This is a genomic window from Photobacterium frigidiphilum (genome assembly GCF_003025615.1).
GTDB lineage: Bacteria > Pseudomonadota > Gammaproteobacteria > Enterobacterales > Vibrionaceae > Photobacterium > Photobacterium frigidiphilum.
In genome coordinates this window covers 45,726-59,928 of record NZ_PYMJ01000003.1, presented here as the reverse complement: position 1 = coordinate 59,928, position 14,203 = coordinate 45,726, and the positions used below count along the sequence as shown (strand labels likewise).

At 42.3% G+C, this 14,203-nt stretch carries 14 protein-coding genes; 8 read left to right on the top strand and 6 right to left on the bottom strand.

The features are described from left to right. Nucleotides 1-443: 443 nt before the first annotated feature. The 3 genes from dhaK (at nucleotide 444) to ptsP (ending at nucleotide 4,724) form a co-directional block, all read left to right on the top strand. Entirely contained in the window at nucleotides 444-1,511 is a 1,068-nt protein-coding gene (dhaK, locus tag C9J12_RS03990) for a dihydroxyacetone kinase subunit DhaK (RefSeq protein ID WP_107241524.1), read from the top strand. A gap of 17 nt (nucleotides 1,512-1,528) precedes the next feature. Next, nucleotides 1,529-2,155 (top strand): dihydroxyacetone kinase subunit DhaL, encoded by a 627-nt coding sequence (gene dhaL, locus C9J12_RS03985; RefSeq protein ID WP_107241523.1) that lies wholly within the window; start codon nucleotides 1,529-1,531, stop codon nucleotides 2,153-2,155. Nucleotides 2,156-2,216: 61 nt separating this feature from the next. Further along, a complete protein-coding gene (gene ptsP / locus C9J12_RS03980; protein ID WP_107241522.1) occupies nucleotides 2,217-4,724 on the top strand; it encodes a phosphoenolpyruvate--protein phosphotransferase in 2,508 nt (835 codons plus the stop codon). A gap of 52 nt (nucleotides 4,725-4,776) precedes the next feature. Here ptsP and dhaR read toward each other — a convergent pair whose 3' ends face one another. Continuing rightward, nucleotides 4,777-6,732: a dihydroxyacetone kinase operon transcriptional regulator DhaR gene (gene dhaR, locus C9J12_RS03975; protein ID WP_107241521.1), complete on the bottom strand. Its 1,956-nt coding sequence runs from the start codon at nucleotides 6,730-6,732 to the stop codon at nucleotides 4,777-4,779. Between the two features lie 229 nt (nucleotides 6,733-6,961). Further along, nucleotides 6,962-7,306 carry a winged helix-turn-helix transcriptional regulator gene (locus tag C9J12_RS03970; protein WP_006228869.1) on the bottom strand — a complete coding sequence of 115 codons (345 nt, stop codon included), beginning with the start codon at nucleotides 7,304-7,306 and terminating at the stop codon, nucleotides 6,962-6,964. A 106-nt stretch (nucleotides 7,307-7,412) separates the two neighbouring features. Here C9J12_RS03970 and C9J12_RS03965 point away from each other — a divergent pair, with 106 nt between their 5' ends. Next, complete coding sequence (locus C9J12_RS03965; RefSeq protein ID WP_107241520.1) at nucleotides 7,413-8,192, top strand: SDR family NAD(P)-dependent oxidoreductase; 780 nt, start codon at nucleotides 7,413-7,415, stop codon at nucleotides 8,190-8,192. A 167-nt stretch (nucleotides 8,193-8,359) separates the two neighbouring features. Here C9J12_RS03965 and C9J12_RS03960 read toward each other — a convergent pair whose 3' ends face one another. Next, complete coding sequence (locus C9J12_RS03960; RefSeq protein WP_107241519.1) at nucleotides 8,360-8,920, bottom strand: TetR/AcrR family transcriptional regulator; 561 nt, start codon at nucleotides 8,918-8,920, stop codon at nucleotides 8,360-8,362. A gap of 165 nt (nucleotides 8,921-9,085) precedes the next feature. On the opposite strand from C9J12_RS03960, the gene C9J12_RS03955 reads away from it, so the two are divergent. The 3 genes from C9J12_RS03955 (at nucleotide 9,086) to C9J12_RS03945 (ending at nucleotide 10,218) form a co-directional block, all read left to right on the top strand. Then, nucleotides 9,086-9,421 (top strand): hypothetical protein, encoded by a 336-nt coding sequence (locus C9J12_RS03955; RefSeq protein ID WP_107241518.1) that lies wholly within the window; start codon nucleotides 9,086-9,088, stop codon nucleotides 9,419-9,421. 62 nt (nucleotides 9,422-9,483) lie between these two features. Next, complete coding sequence (locus tag C9J12_RS03950) at nucleotides 9,484-9,819, top strand: hypothetical protein (RefSeq protein WP_107241517.1); 336 nt, start codon at nucleotides 9,484-9,486, stop codon at nucleotides 9,817-9,819. Between the two features lie 63 nt (nucleotides 9,820-9,882). Further along, the gene (locus C9J12_RS03945; RefSeq protein ID WP_107241516.1) at nucleotides 9,883-10,218 is read left to right on the top strand and encodes a hypothetical protein; all 336 of its coding nucleotides are present in this window, start codon (nucleotides 9,883-9,885) and stop codon (nucleotides 10,216-10,218) included. A 246-nt stretch (nucleotides 10,219-10,464) separates the two neighbouring features. On the opposite strand, the gene dbpA is transcribed toward C9J12_RS03945, so the two are convergent. Beyond that, nucleotides 10,465-11,853 carry an ATP-dependent RNA helicase DbpA gene (dbpA, locus tag C9J12_RS03940; RefSeq protein ID WP_107241515.1) on the bottom strand — a complete coding sequence of 463 codons (1,389 nt, stop codon included), beginning with the start codon at nucleotides 11,851-11,853 and terminating at the stop codon, nucleotides 10,465-10,467. Between the two features lie 558 nt (nucleotides 11,854-12,411). On the opposite strand from dbpA, the gene C9J12_RS03935 reads away from it, so the two are divergent. After that, entirely contained in the window at nucleotides 12,412-12,960 is a 549-nt protein-coding gene (locus tag C9J12_RS03935) for a type II secretion system protein (RefSeq protein ID WP_107241514.1), read from the top strand. Nucleotides 12,961-13,107: 147 nt separating this feature from the next. On the opposite strand, the gene C9J12_RS03930 is transcribed toward C9J12_RS03935, so the two are convergent. Next, nucleotides 13,108-13,890, bottom strand: a complete 783-nt coding sequence (locus tag C9J12_RS03930; RefSeq protein ID WP_107241513.1) for an MBL fold metallo-hydrolase — start codon at nucleotides 13,888-13,890, stop codon at nucleotides 13,108-13,110. Between the two features lie 107 nt (nucleotides 13,891-13,997). Then, on the bottom strand, nucleotides 13,998-14,189 hold the full coding sequence (locus C9J12_RS03925; RefSeq protein ID WP_041394884.1) for a hypothetical protein: 192 nt from the start codon (nucleotides 14,187-14,189) through the stop codon (nucleotides 13,998-14,000). Between the last annotated feature and the right edge of the window lie 14 nt (nucleotides 14,190-14,203).

The following is a 14,203-nucleotide window of genomic DNA, read 5'->3' as shown; positions in this document are numbered from 1 at the left end:
CATATGCTTGAGAGTGCTTATCTTTTTGGCTAAATCTGACTCTTTACTGCTTCCTGTCACCTAATTATTTGTGATCCTAGTTGCAAACTTACACATCAATACACCCCAGCAAGCTTAGCGCCTACTCACTATCATCACTCTCTATTCCAGATGACAAGCCCAAAGTATGCTTTAGCTCAAAAATCTGCATCCTGAACTCAATGTATGTTTCATTACGGAACATAACCCCCCTCCAAACAGTTCCATTTTGAAACACAACAACCGGAGTAACGCCTCTTCTCTTATTGGCATACCATCAGCTTTGACATTACAGGTAAATTTATAAACATCGGCGAAACACAACCGCTGGATTGTGCCTACTGTGCAGCTCAACAGCGATTTGCTACGACTTCCTTTTACCCCATAAATAAACTGCTCCAACGCAGAATAATAAGGATAGAACGATGAAAAAGATGATTAATCAGATTGATCAAGTGGTTAAAGAGCAACTTCAAGGTATTGCGAAGGCTCACTCTGAACTCGACGTACACTTAGATCCTATGTATATCGTGCGAAAAGAGCGAGAAAAAACCAAGGTTGCGCTTATCTCTGGGGGGGGAAGCGGTCATGAACCGATGCACGGCGGTTATGTAGGAAAAGGCATGCTTGATGGTGCTTGCCCTGGTGAAATGTTTACATCACCCACACCCGATCAAATGTACGAATGTGCACAGAAGGTCGACACAGGTGAAGGTGTTCTCTTTCTTATTAAAAACTATACCGGGGATGTACTGAACTTTGAAACAGCCGTTGAACTCCTTCACGGTGAGGGATTAAAAGTACAAGCGACACTGATTGATGATGATGTAGCAGTGAAAGATAGTCTGTATACCGCAGGGCGACGTGGCGTGGCGACCACAGTGCTGGCAGAGAAAATTCTAGGAGCAGCTGCCGAAGAGGGATATGACCTCGATAAAATGAGTGCTTTAGCTAAACATATCGCTAACCGTGGACGTTCATTTGGTGTTGCACTTTCTGCTTGTACTGTTCCTGCCGCTGGTAAACCAAGTTTTGAGTTAGCTGATAATGAAATTGAATTCGGTGTTGGTATCCATGGGGAACCTGGTATCGAACGTCGCGCCTTTACTGATGGCGACACTATCACTACCGATATGATGAGTGAGATATTAGATAACACTCCCTATGAACGTATTGTTCGTCGCTGGGATAATAATTTAGGTGAATGGCAAGACGAATCTTGGATCACAGAGTCTCTCAATTCTGGCGATAAGGTTATTGTGCTCGTGAACAACCTAGGGGCAACACCACAATCTGAGCTCTACATGGTATATCGCAAAGTTGCTGAAATACTGGAAAACCATGACATTCACATCGAACGAAACCTTATTGGTAGCTATTGCACATCATTAGATATGCAAGGGATTTCTATCTCAGTGCTAAAAGTCGATGATGAAATGTTATCTCTGTACGATATGCCCGTTAACACACCAGCAATGCGCTGGGGCTGCTAAACGTTAAGGAACAACTGATGACAATTACCAAACAACAAATCGTTCAGTGGCTTGAAGATTCAGCTAACGTATTCCAAAACGAGCAAGACTTCTTAACGGAGTTAGACCGAGAGATTGGTGATTCAGATCATGGGCTCAATATGAACCGTGGTTTTCAAAAAGTAAAAGAGAAATTACCGAGTGTTGCAGATAAAGACATTGGCACTATTTTGAAAACCACCGGTATGACACTGCTATCAAGCATAGGTGGAGCCAGTGGTCCACTATATGGCACTTTCTTTATACGCGCAGCAACCAGCGCAATGTCTAAAGAAGAACTCAACCTTATTGAACTCACCAAAATGCTTCAAGATGGTATGGATGGAATTGTTCAACGCGGAAGAGCAGAGGTGGGTGATAAAACCATGATTGATACCTGGAACGGTATTATGACAAGCCTAAAGAAAGACCAAAACATCAGTGTTTATGATGCACTAAATACAGCAGTTGCCAATGCTGAAGTAGCAATGAAAAGCACAATTCCAATGCAAGCAAGAAAAGGACGGGCAAGCTATTTAGGGGAGCGTTCTATTGGTCATCAAGACCCAGGAGCGACATCCACCTATCTACTTTTTACGGCACTACGTAACGCTTCAGCGCAATAATCTTCTCCCCCTTTTTTTCTGTTCGAGGTGGTATTACACCACCTCACTTTAAGGTCTAATTATGGTCAGTATTGTAATTGTTTCCCACAGCCCAGATTTAGCCAAAGGCGTTCATGCGCTGGCTGAACAGATGACACAAGGGAAAGTCCAAATCGCTGTCGCTGCTGGCGTCGATGATCCTGAAAATCCCATTGGTACCGATGCGATAGCCATTATGATGGCGATTGAAGAGGTATATTCACCCGAAGGTGTTTTGGTTCTCGTGGATATGGGTAGCGCAATATTAAGTACTGACATGGCCTTAGAGCTTATGGGCAGTGAACAAACTACGAATGTGCACATCTGTGCAGCACCGCTCATTGAAGGAGCGATGTCGGCAAGTGTTGCCGCCGCTGCTGGCATGTCTCTCGAAGAAGTCACTAATGAAGCACACAATGCATTACTCGCAAAATATCAGCTGTTGAACCAAAGCGCGAAGCTGCCGAATGGTATACCAACAGATGTCCTACCAACTCCCACTGACAGTGAATACGAAACAGAGGTTGAATGGCTGGTGCAAAATCCCCATGGCATTCATGCCAGACCAGCTTCTGCGATTGTAGGTGCTATCAGCGCATTTGATGCTCAAATATGGCTACGTTGCCATGACAGACGAGTCAGTGCCAAGAGCATTAACAGTATTGCGCTATTAGATGTAAAACAAGGCGACACCTTAGCGTGTATTGCCAGTGGTAAAGAAGCACAACAGGCATTACAAGCATTTCAATTGCTCGCACATAACCATTTCAATGAATCGATAGATGAGAAAATCGATGTCATGAATAAGCAAAATAGCGCTAATACAATTCATCAATTCACCGATATCATTGAAGATGAACATGGATGCTTAAGAGCCATTGGCATATCTGAAGGAATCGCTATCGCTCCAATCTGGCACTACCGCGCAACAATGCCTAAAGCACGAGATCGTAGCTATCTAGGTTATGAGCAGGAATGGACGTTATACACTCAAGCCAGTGATGCCGCTCAGCAAGAACTCTCCCAATTGGCAGACCGAACTGCCCACGCGGGCTCAAAATCAGAAAGTGATATTTTTACAGCTCATTGCGCTATGTTGGCAGATCCTGATCTCAGCAATCAAATTGCACAACAGCTCAGCAATAAAATCAATGTGGAAAATGCTTGGTCATCAATTATTGAGCAGACAGCACAAGCTTACAAAGACGTTTCTAGCGAATATATGCAGGCACGTGCCAAAGATATTTACGATATTGGTCGCCGCGTAATGAGATTACTCATCGGGGAAGCTGAACAAAAAACCGTACTGACTGAGCCAGTAATTTTAGCTGCCGTTGACTTATCACCATCAGATACCGCACAACTTGATCCAACAATGATCAAAGGGATTATCCTTGAGCAAGGAGGAAGTACATCACACTCCGCTATTCTTGCTAGGGCATTAGGTATTCCGGCGATTACAGGACTCAATAAATTAATGTCTCGTAGCCAAGAAGGCAGCGTTGCAGTCATTAATGGGTGCAGCGGAGAAGTGTGGTTATCACCTACGTCACTGCAACTTGAAAGCGCACAAAAAGAACTTGAAAAACAGCAGTTCCAGAAAGAGCAAGCCCAAGCGGCGATGATAGAAAAAGCGTATACACAAGATGGTATTTCAGTCGATATTTTCGCTAATCTAGCCACTTTAGAAGATGCGGATCAAGCGCTGAATAGCGGTGCCGAAGGTGTTGGATTAGTCCGTAGCGAATTTCTTTTTATGGAACGCGAACAAGCACCGTCCGAACAATACCAATATGAATTCTATTCCCAAATAGCTAATACATTTGGTAATAAACAGGTGATCATACGTACACTCGATATTGGTGGCGATAAGCCTTTAGCCTATTTGCAACAAGGGCATGAAGATAACCCATTCCTTGGTTGCCGAGGTCTGCGATTATGTTTGCAAAATGAAGAACTATTCAAAGTACAGCTCAATGCCTTGCTTCGAGCAAGAGCTAAACATCCGAATTTATATGTGATGTTTCCAATGGTTTCTACTCCAGAGGAATTACACCAAGCAAAATCTCTACTCAGTGACTGCCATAACGCATTACAGCGTGACGGTATATCAAGTGCCATTCCCGAGATCGGTATTATGATTGAAGTGCCAGCTGCGGTAGTCAATGCCAAGCAGTTAGCTAAAGAAGTAAGTTTCTTCAGTGTCGGTACAAACGACCTCACTCAGTATGTGATGGCTGCAGACAGAGGTAATAATGCGGTTTCGTATTTAGTCTCTGCCACACAGCCTGCTGTGCTGCGTATGATTGAGCTAGCAGTTAAAGCCGCCCATGATGCAGGCATCCCTATTGGGATATGCGGTGAAATGGCTGGCGATCCAAAACTAACCGAGACGCTGATAGGAATGGGGATTGATAAACTAAGTATGAGCCCAATCCGTATTGCAGCAGTTAAACAGGCGGTACGTGCAACCCATCACCAACAAGCTAAACGGAAAGCGAAAGAGGTCTTGAATGCCGAGACCTTACCGCAAATATTGGCCATGCTCTAAGTGTCTGCTTTCAACTAACACACCGCACATAATGTGCGGTGTTTATTTCTGATTATTTATAATCATTCACGTCAATATCGTAATTTTTGAGCTTGCGCCACAACGTCGTACGACCCACCTTTAAATCTTCACACATAGAGCCGATTTTCCCTCGGCAATCTAAGGCAGAACGAATGATCGTCATCTTTTCTGAATCAATTAAACTGTTTGAGTGCAAAGGTTTATCACCTACCTGACCATGTTCTGTCGCTGTAAGAATAATGTCAGGTAAGTCTTTAACTCTAATGACACTACCATCCGAAAAGTTGGCAGATCGCTCGATTACATTACGCAATTCCCGATGGTTTCCAGGCCAACGATATCGCATTAAAAATGACAACGCTTCTTGACTAAGAGTAAGCGATGTTTTCTTTTCAGCTTCCAAATGAGTCAGTTTACGTTTAACAAGAATAGGCACATCCTCAATTCGGTCGCGAAGCGGGGATACGTGAATATCAAACGTTTGTAACTCCAAAAGAAGCTGCCTACGAAAATGTTTTTCCACTACATACTGATCTAAGTCGACGTTCGATGTGGCAACAATACGCACATCCACAGAGACAATATTACCGTTCATACGATTGATTAGCCCTGTTTTGAGTAAGTGAAGCAAGGCAGCCTGTACCTCGGAAGACAAACATTCCACTTGATCGAGAAACAAAGTACCACCATTCGCCAGTTCAAATTTTGACACAGACGAGTGCTCACTCTCTAGCGCTGAACCTAAAAATTCACTCGCCATGAGTTCTTTGGGAATAGCTTGACAGTTTATGGCAATAAACGGCTGACCATGCCTATCACTGCCATTATGAATAGCTTGGGCAAGGTGACTTTTCCCTATCCCATCTTCACCATGAAGCAAAACAGGGCCTCGTCCTTTTGCTGCATGGCGCGCTTGCCGAACCACCCGCAACATAGCATCCGACCCCCCGACAATATCGTCAAAGGTCAATCTCGCCCGATTGCCAACATGCTGATGTACTAAGTCGCGAATATGCTTAATAGGGTAAAGCAGAGCAATATAGCAATGGGTAGTATTTTGAGCATTTTTCACAATTTTTAGCGACATGACTAAAGAAATAAGTCGGCCTTTGCTTTCAATGGTCGTATCGACCATATCTAGCCCAACACCCTGTTTGATTGCTTGGTGAACACGCTGGGGCATAGTGAGTATCGAACTGATTTCTCTCCCTAATTCACTGACCGTAAGGCCCAAAAGGTCGCAACCTTTTTGATTCAAATAATGAATCTTTCCATTGGGATACCATGCAAGTACACCTTCCTCAACACCTTCAAGTAAAACATGTACCTCAGATAGATGCTGATTGGATTCGGTAAGCATACTCTCTGCCTGCATTTGGCTCGCTATATCACGGGAAGCAGAATGGATTAAGCCCAATGCAGAAACACTGGCTTTTTCGACAGGCAAAACCAACGCAACGCAGCCTAGCGCGGTTCCTGTATCACCAAATACTGGTGCGGCATATACCGCGAAGCCATGTAGTGCTTCCTTGAAATGTTCAAAACCAGCAGTTTGAGTCGCTTTCGCTAAATGCATAGCACTTGAAATTGCATTATTACCCATAATGCCTTCTCGCCAGTAAACCCCCTCTTGAATCCCAAGCGTATCAAGTTTTACTTTCATCGCACTGTCTGCGCATAAATACAGAGTACAACCAGCTTCATCGCTAATTACAAAAGCACAGCTTTCGCTTTCTAGATATTCATAAATGTCTTCAATAGCAGGTATCGCAATATTTAAAAACGAAGCTTTACTTTTCTGTATCGAGGCATAGGTTACCCCTTTAGCCCGATGAGGCATCGACCAATGATCATGACGCTGCTGTCGACGACATCTGGCCCAGACTTGTTGTAAGTGCGGTTCAATATTAGGAAGTTCAGCTTCTACTGATGATTGGGATACAAAAGCGTTCCAAATCTCTTTGGTCAATACTTGGTTAGGCTGCATAAGAAATATAATTGCTTATTCAATTCAGCGGTTATCTTAGCGTGTTAGATCAAAAAAAAATAATACCCAGATTGGAAAATTGAATTTAAGAAAAGGCTTTTATTAAAAAGCCTTTCCATAACAGCACGACCATTATCGCGAAGTAGATAGTCAGGGATAACACCAGTATGTAGCAAGCCACTTTCGTGCTAGCGCTTCATCAATGCAGGCACCACATCAGACAAATCACTTATTCATCAGCCTCTGAAATTTCATTTTGCAGTACCTCAAGCTGATCAAGAATACGGATGAATTTATCGCCAAAAGGCGTCACTTCATATTCAACTCTTGGTGGTACTTCGTTAAATGAGACTCGATTTAAAATACCAAACTGCACATTTTTACGTAAACATTCATTCAATACTTTCGTTGAAAGCCCTTCTACATTCCGCACCATTTCACCCGGTCGATTAATATCATGCGCAAGCAATTGATAAACAGTAAGTGACCATTTACAACCATAAATGGTTTCGACCATACGCGCAGATCGCTCTGGTGCTGATTTTCTCGAAAATATTTTTTCCTGACTTTTCATAAAGATGTACCAATAAGTACTTACCTTACCGATTTGTACTTACTATTCAGATGGCTAGTAATGGCACTAACATTAGCACATCGCCAATACACAAGAGAGTATAAAAATGAACTTCAAACACACTGGTATCGCATTGATCGTAGGTGGCTCTAGCGGCATGGGCTTAGCGACAGCAAAGCAATTAGCAATGAATAACCTCGATGTGGTTATCGTAGGAAACAATGCAGAAAAGTTAGATCGTGCAGTTAGTGAAGTACAAGCAGTGGCATCTGGTTCTGCTCATGTTTCTGGCTTGCAAGCCAATCTTTACAAGGCTGCTGATGTACAAAAAATTGTCGATTTTATTCATCAGCCTTCAAATCAAATCAACTATTTAGTCAACGCTGCCGGTTATTTTAATCCCAAAGCTTTTGTGGAGCATACTGCCAGTGATTACGACATCTATATGGATTTAAACAAAGCGACCTTCACCCTCTCGCAAGCGGTTGCTACCAATATGATCCAAAACGGTGGCGGGAACATTGTGAACATCGGTTCAATGTGGGGCAAACAAGCGATTAAAGCGACACCATCATCCGCTTATTCAATGGCAAAAGCGGGATTACATGCATTAACCCAACATATGGCAATGGAACTTGCAGACAGCGGAATTAGAGTAAACGCAGTTTCACCAGCGGTTGTGAAAACGCCCATTTATGAATCATTTATTGACCCCAAAGAGGTTGATGAAGCATTAGAAGGATTCAATACTTTCCACCCTATTGGACGAGTTGGTACAGCCCAAGATATCGCCAATACCATCACCTTCTTATTATCAGACGAAACAAGTTGGGTGACAGGGGCTATTTGGGATATTGATGGCGGGGTGATGGCGGGTCGCAACTAAGCTATATTCGTCAATCAACCATGCCGTAAACCAAGCAGTAAACGTCAATATAGGCGTTTACTGTATAAAGCTAACGACATAATTAAATACCGAGAGCGTAATGAATTAATAAATAATCATCAATGACTCTCGGTATTTTATTAACGAGCAAAGCTGATCGCTCAACGTTAGCGGCTTATTACATCCATATACATATCACGTGCAATATCGATAAGAGTCGGGTCTTTTGAAATCTGCAATGTTGCAATCAAGCCATTAAAAATAAGCTCTGCTTTCACCGCTTTTTCTTGTGCATTTTCTACATTATGCGCTTCAAGAAGCTTACAAACCATACTGACACGCTGTTGCTTATAAAGCGTACATATGTCGGTAATGTTTTCTTCTGCGTTGCAAAATTCACTGTAGGCAAGTTGAAAATAACAGCCATTAAAAGCATCCACAGCTAAAGATTGACGCAAGGTTTCAAAGCGTTCACTCAACTTGTCTTCTAAAGATAATGAGTCATCATTCATCACCTTAGTTAAGTGCTCAATCGCACTCTTTCCGTAAGCATCAAGTGCTTGAGCAATCAGGTTTTCTTTAGATAAAAAATACTTATAAATCGTCGCTTTTGACAAACCAGTAGCCGCAGTAATTTTATCCATACTCGTACCATGGAAGCCATACTGAGAGCACAACTCGACGGTCTTATTTATAGCATTTCGTTTTTTCTCTTCACATCGACTCATCCGTTATTCCTCACTACGGTTCAATACAATTACTTTAACAAACTAAACTGTTTAGTTCAAAAAAGATTGACAGACCTGTGGCCATAGGTCTATTCTAAAAATGAACTAAACGGTTCAGTTCAAAAAACTCAAATAACTAAGCATAAAAACAAAAGGAAGAACATTATGAAAACATCAACGGCCCTACTCAGCCTAGCCCTACTACTTCCAGCATTATCAGCAACGGCTGCTCAAAATGATCACGATGAAAGCCTATCAAGCATGCATGCTGAACAACTGCGAATTAGTGCATTGGGTGCATCGCCAAGTTCTGCGCCTTCAATTACTTATGCTGACCGTGATGAAAACACAGGCACCTTATACGCTGAATCGCTACGTATAAAAGCACTTACACCCGTAACGCGCGATGTGGTTTCTTATACCGTGATTGACCACGATGAAAACGTGTCTACCCAATATGCCACACAGTTACGTATCGATGCGCTGAATAAGAAAAGCTAATCGAACTATATGTATTAAAAGTACGCATTAAAACCGAACAATTTATTTGAAAGGAAATCACCATGAAAACTTCAACTGCCCTACTCAGCTTAGCCCTACTACTTCCAGCATTATCAGCCACTGCTGCTCAAAATGATCACGATGAAAGCCTATCAAGCATGCACGCTGAACAACTGCGAATTAGCGCATTAGGTGCTTCGCCAAGTTCTGCGCCTTCTATTGCTTATACCGACCGCGATGAAAACACAGGCACCTTATACGCTGAATCGCTGCGTAACAAAGCTCTTACACCGAGCACACAAAATGTCGTGTCTTATACCGTGATTGACCACGATGAAAACGTGTCTACCCGATATGCAACGCAGTTACGTATCGATGCGCTGAATAAGAAAAGCTAAGTGAACTAGATATATTAAAAATACGCATTAAAACCCAACATCTTATTCCAAAAAGGAATCACAATGAAAATTTCAACGACCCTACTCAGCTTGGCACTACTACTTCCAGCATTATCAGCGACGGCTGCTCAGAATGATCACGATGAAAGCCTATCAAGCATGCATGCTGAACAACTGCGAATTAGTGCATTGGGTGCATCGCCAAGTTCTGCGCCTTCAATTACTTATGCTGACCGTGATGAAAACACAGGCACCTTATACGCTGAATCATTACGCCAAAAATCACTCACACCCGTAACGCGCGATGTGGTGTCTTATACAACGATAGATCGTGATGAGAATGTAGCATCACACTATGCAACCCAAGTACGTATCGAGGCACTGAACAAAAAGAGATAATGAACCTAGGGCGGCTTATCGCCATACGGAAATGGTATAAGCCAAATGTTCTCATCCAACGATATGTTTCTCAAACAAGCATACTAATGACAAGAACCAAGGGGCTTTTATGATTCAACAATCAATAAAAAAGCCGATTCAACCTAAGGCTGAATCGGCTTTTATAATTTTGTATTCATCACTGCGCTTAAACAAATAGTCAGAGGTTTACAATAATCCCCATTCTATTTATTCGTTATGCTGTGATTAAGCGCGAATTTGGCGAACACGGAAAGAGCGACCTTTCAGCTTACCATCTTCTAATTTCTTCATTGCCGGACGTACTGATTCGCTTTTCACTGCAACATACGCAAAATTATCAAAAATTTGAATTTTACCCACTTGTGCGCCAGCAATACCGTTTTCACCCGTTAGAGCACCAAGAATATCACCTGGGCGAATCTTCTGACGCTTACCGCCATCAATTTGCAATGTTGTCATTACTGGGCGAAATGTTGGTTGATCAAGTAAATCCATTGAAGGTAATGGCTCGCCACTGATTGCTCTATCAAGGTAATCTTCCAGCATGGCTACTTTGTAGTGCTCTTTATCACTAATAAGAGAGCATGCTACACCTTTACTACCCGCACGGCCTGTACGGCCAATACGGTGAACGTGTACTTCTGTATCACGTGCAAGGTGGTAGTTAATAACCGCATCAAGTGAATCAATGTCTAGACCACGAGCCGCAACATCTGTTGCCACTAATACTGATGTACTTTTGTTAGCAAAACGAACCAATGCTTGGTCACGTTCGCGTTGCTCTAAATCGCCGTGTAGGGCAATTGAGCTGAAACCATAATCCACTAAATCGTCTGATACTTCTTGTGCTTCACGTTTAGTGTTACAGAATACCACTGTCGATTCTGGACGGTGCTTTAACAGTAATAAACGTAAAGCCGTTAAACGTTGCTCGTTACCATCTACTTTATAGAAATGCTGCTGAATAGTGCTTTCATCATGCGTTGATTCAACTTTCGCCATCACAGGCTTGTGCATAATACGATCAGCAACAGACTTAATCTGAGGTGGATATGTCGCACTGAATAGTAATGTTTGACGACGCTGAGGGGCTGCATCAATAATTTCATCTAATGAATCTTGGAAACCCATCTCTAACATACGGTCAGCTTCATCTAGAATTAGTATTTCTAGATCATCAAGGTTCAACGTGCCTTTACGTACGTGCTCTTCAATACGACCCGGTGTACCCACAATAATGTGTGCGCCATGCTCTAGCGAACCAATTTGTGGACCAAACGGCATACCACCACATAACGTCAATACTTTGATGTTATGAATAGTACGTGCCAGTTTACGGATTTCTTTTGCTACTTGATCAGCAAGTTCACGCGTAGGACAAAGTACTAAAGACTGAACACGAAAACGTTTCACGTTCAATTTTTCTAATAGACCAAGACCAAAGGCTGCTGTTTTGCCTGATCCCGTTTTACCTTGAGCGATAACATCTTCGCCCGCCAAGATATGCGGTAAGCTCTGCGCTTGAATAGGAGTCATTGACTCGTAACCAAGAGAAGTCAGATTTTTTAGCAAATCCGCGTGCAGGTTTAGGGTAGAAAAAGCTGTTTGGCTCAAGGTGATAATCCTATTTATGATGCTGAATGACTATCGTAACCGACAGGCAGCAAAGTTTATTTAATGCGATGGAATGGTACAAGGGCAGCGACACTACCAGTTTATGCCAGCCTAAACAATCTATGTGATGCTTTTACTGCTAGCTAACTATCTCTAGAACATGACAAGCACAATATATTAACATGAAAGCGGCTCTGCTCTCACACCTCAACCCCAATCACCATGCTCATTATTAACATGTAAAATCAGTATGATAAGTGAAGTGAAAAGCCTTTGTTATTCATGTCGCAGATAAACACATAAACGCCCAGTTTATCGCGGCTAATAATGACGATAAAAAACTCTTCAAACTGTATACAGAAAGATACGCCTGTAAAAGTACATTAACTGCTTATGAATTACATACAAAAAACAAGATGAATCAGTCGCAACTATTCACTTTAACAATAAATGTTGATCACATTTCAGTACAACATAGGGTATAAGTTATTGACTATAGGTATAAACGCCATTAAATTGACACCAAAATAGGGCTTTTACTCAGCACTGAGAGCGAAAATGAGAAGAAACGGCTTCACCCTTATAGAATTAGTTGTTGTTATTGTGCTTCTGGGTATTTTGGCGGTAACTGCCGCCCCCCGTTTTTTAAACCTGCAAACCGATGCACGTAATGCTGCATTAGAAGGCTTAAAAGGCTCGATAGAATCAGGTTTGGGGATTGGTTACGGAAAAATGGCGGTTGCGGGGTTAGAAAGCTTACCTTATATAACCAGTAATACGGGTGGTACAGGGCATATCGGGGAAATTCCAATTCCGGGCTGTGAGTATGGAGAAAAAAACACCTGTACTTTCCGTGATGGCTACCCAGACCCAGATGATTATACAATAACCACCTTAGTGGATGGCATCAACAAAGGTCAAGAAAGAACCAAAGATTGGGGTATAGCAAGAAAAAAAAATGACAACTATATTACTATTACTTCAGTAAAAAATTTGGATTATTCAGGTAAAATACCAGTGTTAATTAATAATCACTGCTATCTAAAATACAGTAACCTGACATCGACAGAATCACCTTATATCCTCGAAGTTAAGCCTTGCCTATAGCAATCATACCTGACACAGGTAGAGTTCACGTATCACCGCAATTAGGTTATGCAAAAAGACCTCATGAGGAAAAGCTTATCGAAATCACACGTGGAACTGAATAATTACGTGTGGTTTCTCTAACTTTCTATCATGCAGCCTTTGTGTTCAAGCAATATTTGGCAACTGATACGTGAGATTAAACGGAATAGCCACATCCAACAGTTTTGGTGTTGCCAGATTGCTATCCCTGTTTGATCGTATTTCGATGTACTGCTTTTCTGTCACCGACGTATTAATCATCACATTGTCACTCTTCTGTATCGAGAGCGATGAGCAAAGTTCAGGCTCTTCATTTTCAGAGGGGTAGTCATGACACAAATACACATGCGTGTCTTCAGGCAACTCAAAGAGACGTGAAATAGACCGATACAAGTCTTCAGCGCTTCCACCCGGGAAATCCGCCCTTCCAGTTCCGCGTTTGGGGGCAAATAACGTATCGCCAACAAAAATACTGTCGCCGATATGATAGGTCAGATCCGCTGGCGTATGACCCGGCGTTGACAAAACTGACACCTTTTCCCCACCTAAACTGAGCTCATCGCCTTCATCCAGTAGCAGATCAAATTGTGCTAACGGCTGACAATTTAATTTAAACAACCAAGTATCATACACATCCGTGATCTTTCGGCTAATGGCTGTTTTACCACTAAGTGCATTCTTGACTGCCAGTGCAGCTGATAAATGGTCTGCATGAATGTGTGTCTCAAGAATATATTTGAGGGCTAACCCCTGCTCTTTGACAGCGTTAATTACTTGTTGCAATGACGTCGTCGCTACCTTGCCTTCATTATAGTCGAGGACTGGATCGATAATCACAGCCTCTCCCCTGTCCGATACGAGATACGTCAGTGTCCCTGTTGCACGATGAAAGAAGTATTGTACGTTCATATTCAGTTTTCCTAAAAACTGTTAGGCTCTGTCGAAATAGGCTTTTTTAGCAAAAAATAAATTCTCTACGTACAGCGGTACGGTGAATTTGGCCACCACGACTATCGCTACCCATCACACTGATTGTCACTTTCATACGGATGGCTATTTTCATAGTCACACTCACACGCTTGATAATTAAAGCTGCCGCCATTATCCAAACAGATATCGATCTTCGATTGCGTTTCAACAGAATTAAATAAAAGCCCACCAAGACCAATAATTACCACCAAACTTAGTAACAATAATAGTTTCTTCATTTTTCATTCCTCTT

What these genes read in the sequence shown, in the direction of transcription:
- C9J12_RS03950 (WP_107241517.1), top strand. Translation starts at nt 9,484, where the DNA reads ATGAAAACTTCAACTGCCCTACTCAGCTTAGCCCTACTACTTCCAGCA.
- C9J12_RS03965 (WP_107241520.1), top strand. Translation starts at nt 7,413, where the DNA reads ATGAACTTCAAACACACTGGTATCGCATTGATCGTAGGTGGCTCTAGC.
- dhaL (WP_107241523.1), top strand. Translation starts at nt 1,529, where the DNA reads ATGACAATTACCAAACAACAAATCGTTCAGTGGCTTGAAGATTCAGCT.
- C9J12_RS03955 (WP_107241518.1), top strand. Translation starts at nt 9,086, where the DNA reads ATGAAAACATCAACGGCCCTACTCAGCCTAGCCCTACTACTTCCAGCA.
- C9J12_RS03930 (WP_107241513.1), bottom strand. Translation starts at nt 13,890, where the DNA reads ATGAACGTACAATACTTCTTTCATCGTGCAACAGGGACACTGACGTAT.
- dhaR (WP_107241521.1), bottom strand. Translation starts at nt 6,732, where the DNA reads ATGCAGCCTAACCAAGTATTGACCAAAGAGATTTGGAACGCTTTTGTA.
- ptsP (WP_107241522.1), top strand. Translation starts at nt 2,217, where the DNA reads ATGGTCAGTATTGTAATTGTTTCCCACAGCCCAGATTTAGCCAAAGGC.
- C9J12_RS03960 (WP_107241519.1), bottom strand. Translation starts at nt 8,920, where the DNA reads ATGAGTCGATGTGAAGAGAAAAAACGAAATGCTATAAATAAGACCGTC.
- C9J12_RS03970 (WP_006228869.1), bottom strand. Translation starts at nt 7,306, where the DNA reads ATGAAAAGTCAGGAAAAAATATTTTCGAGAAAATCAGCACCAGAGCGA.
- dhaK (WP_107241524.1), top strand. Translation starts at nt 444, where the DNA reads ATGAAAAAGATGATTAATCAGATTGATCAAGTGGTTAAAGAGCAACTT.
- C9J12_RS03945 (WP_107241516.1), top strand. Translation starts at nt 9,883, where the DNA reads ATGAAAATTTCAACGACCCTACTCAGCTTGGCACTACTACTTCCAGCA.
- C9J12_RS03925 (WP_041394884.1), bottom strand. Translation starts at nt 14,189, where the DNA reads ATGAAGAAACTATTATTGTTACTAAGTTTGGTGGTAATTATTGGTCTT.
- C9J12_RS03935 (WP_107241514.1), top strand. Translation starts at nt 12,412, where the DNA reads ATGAGAAGAAACGGCTTCACCCTTATAGAATTAGTTGTTGTTATTGTG.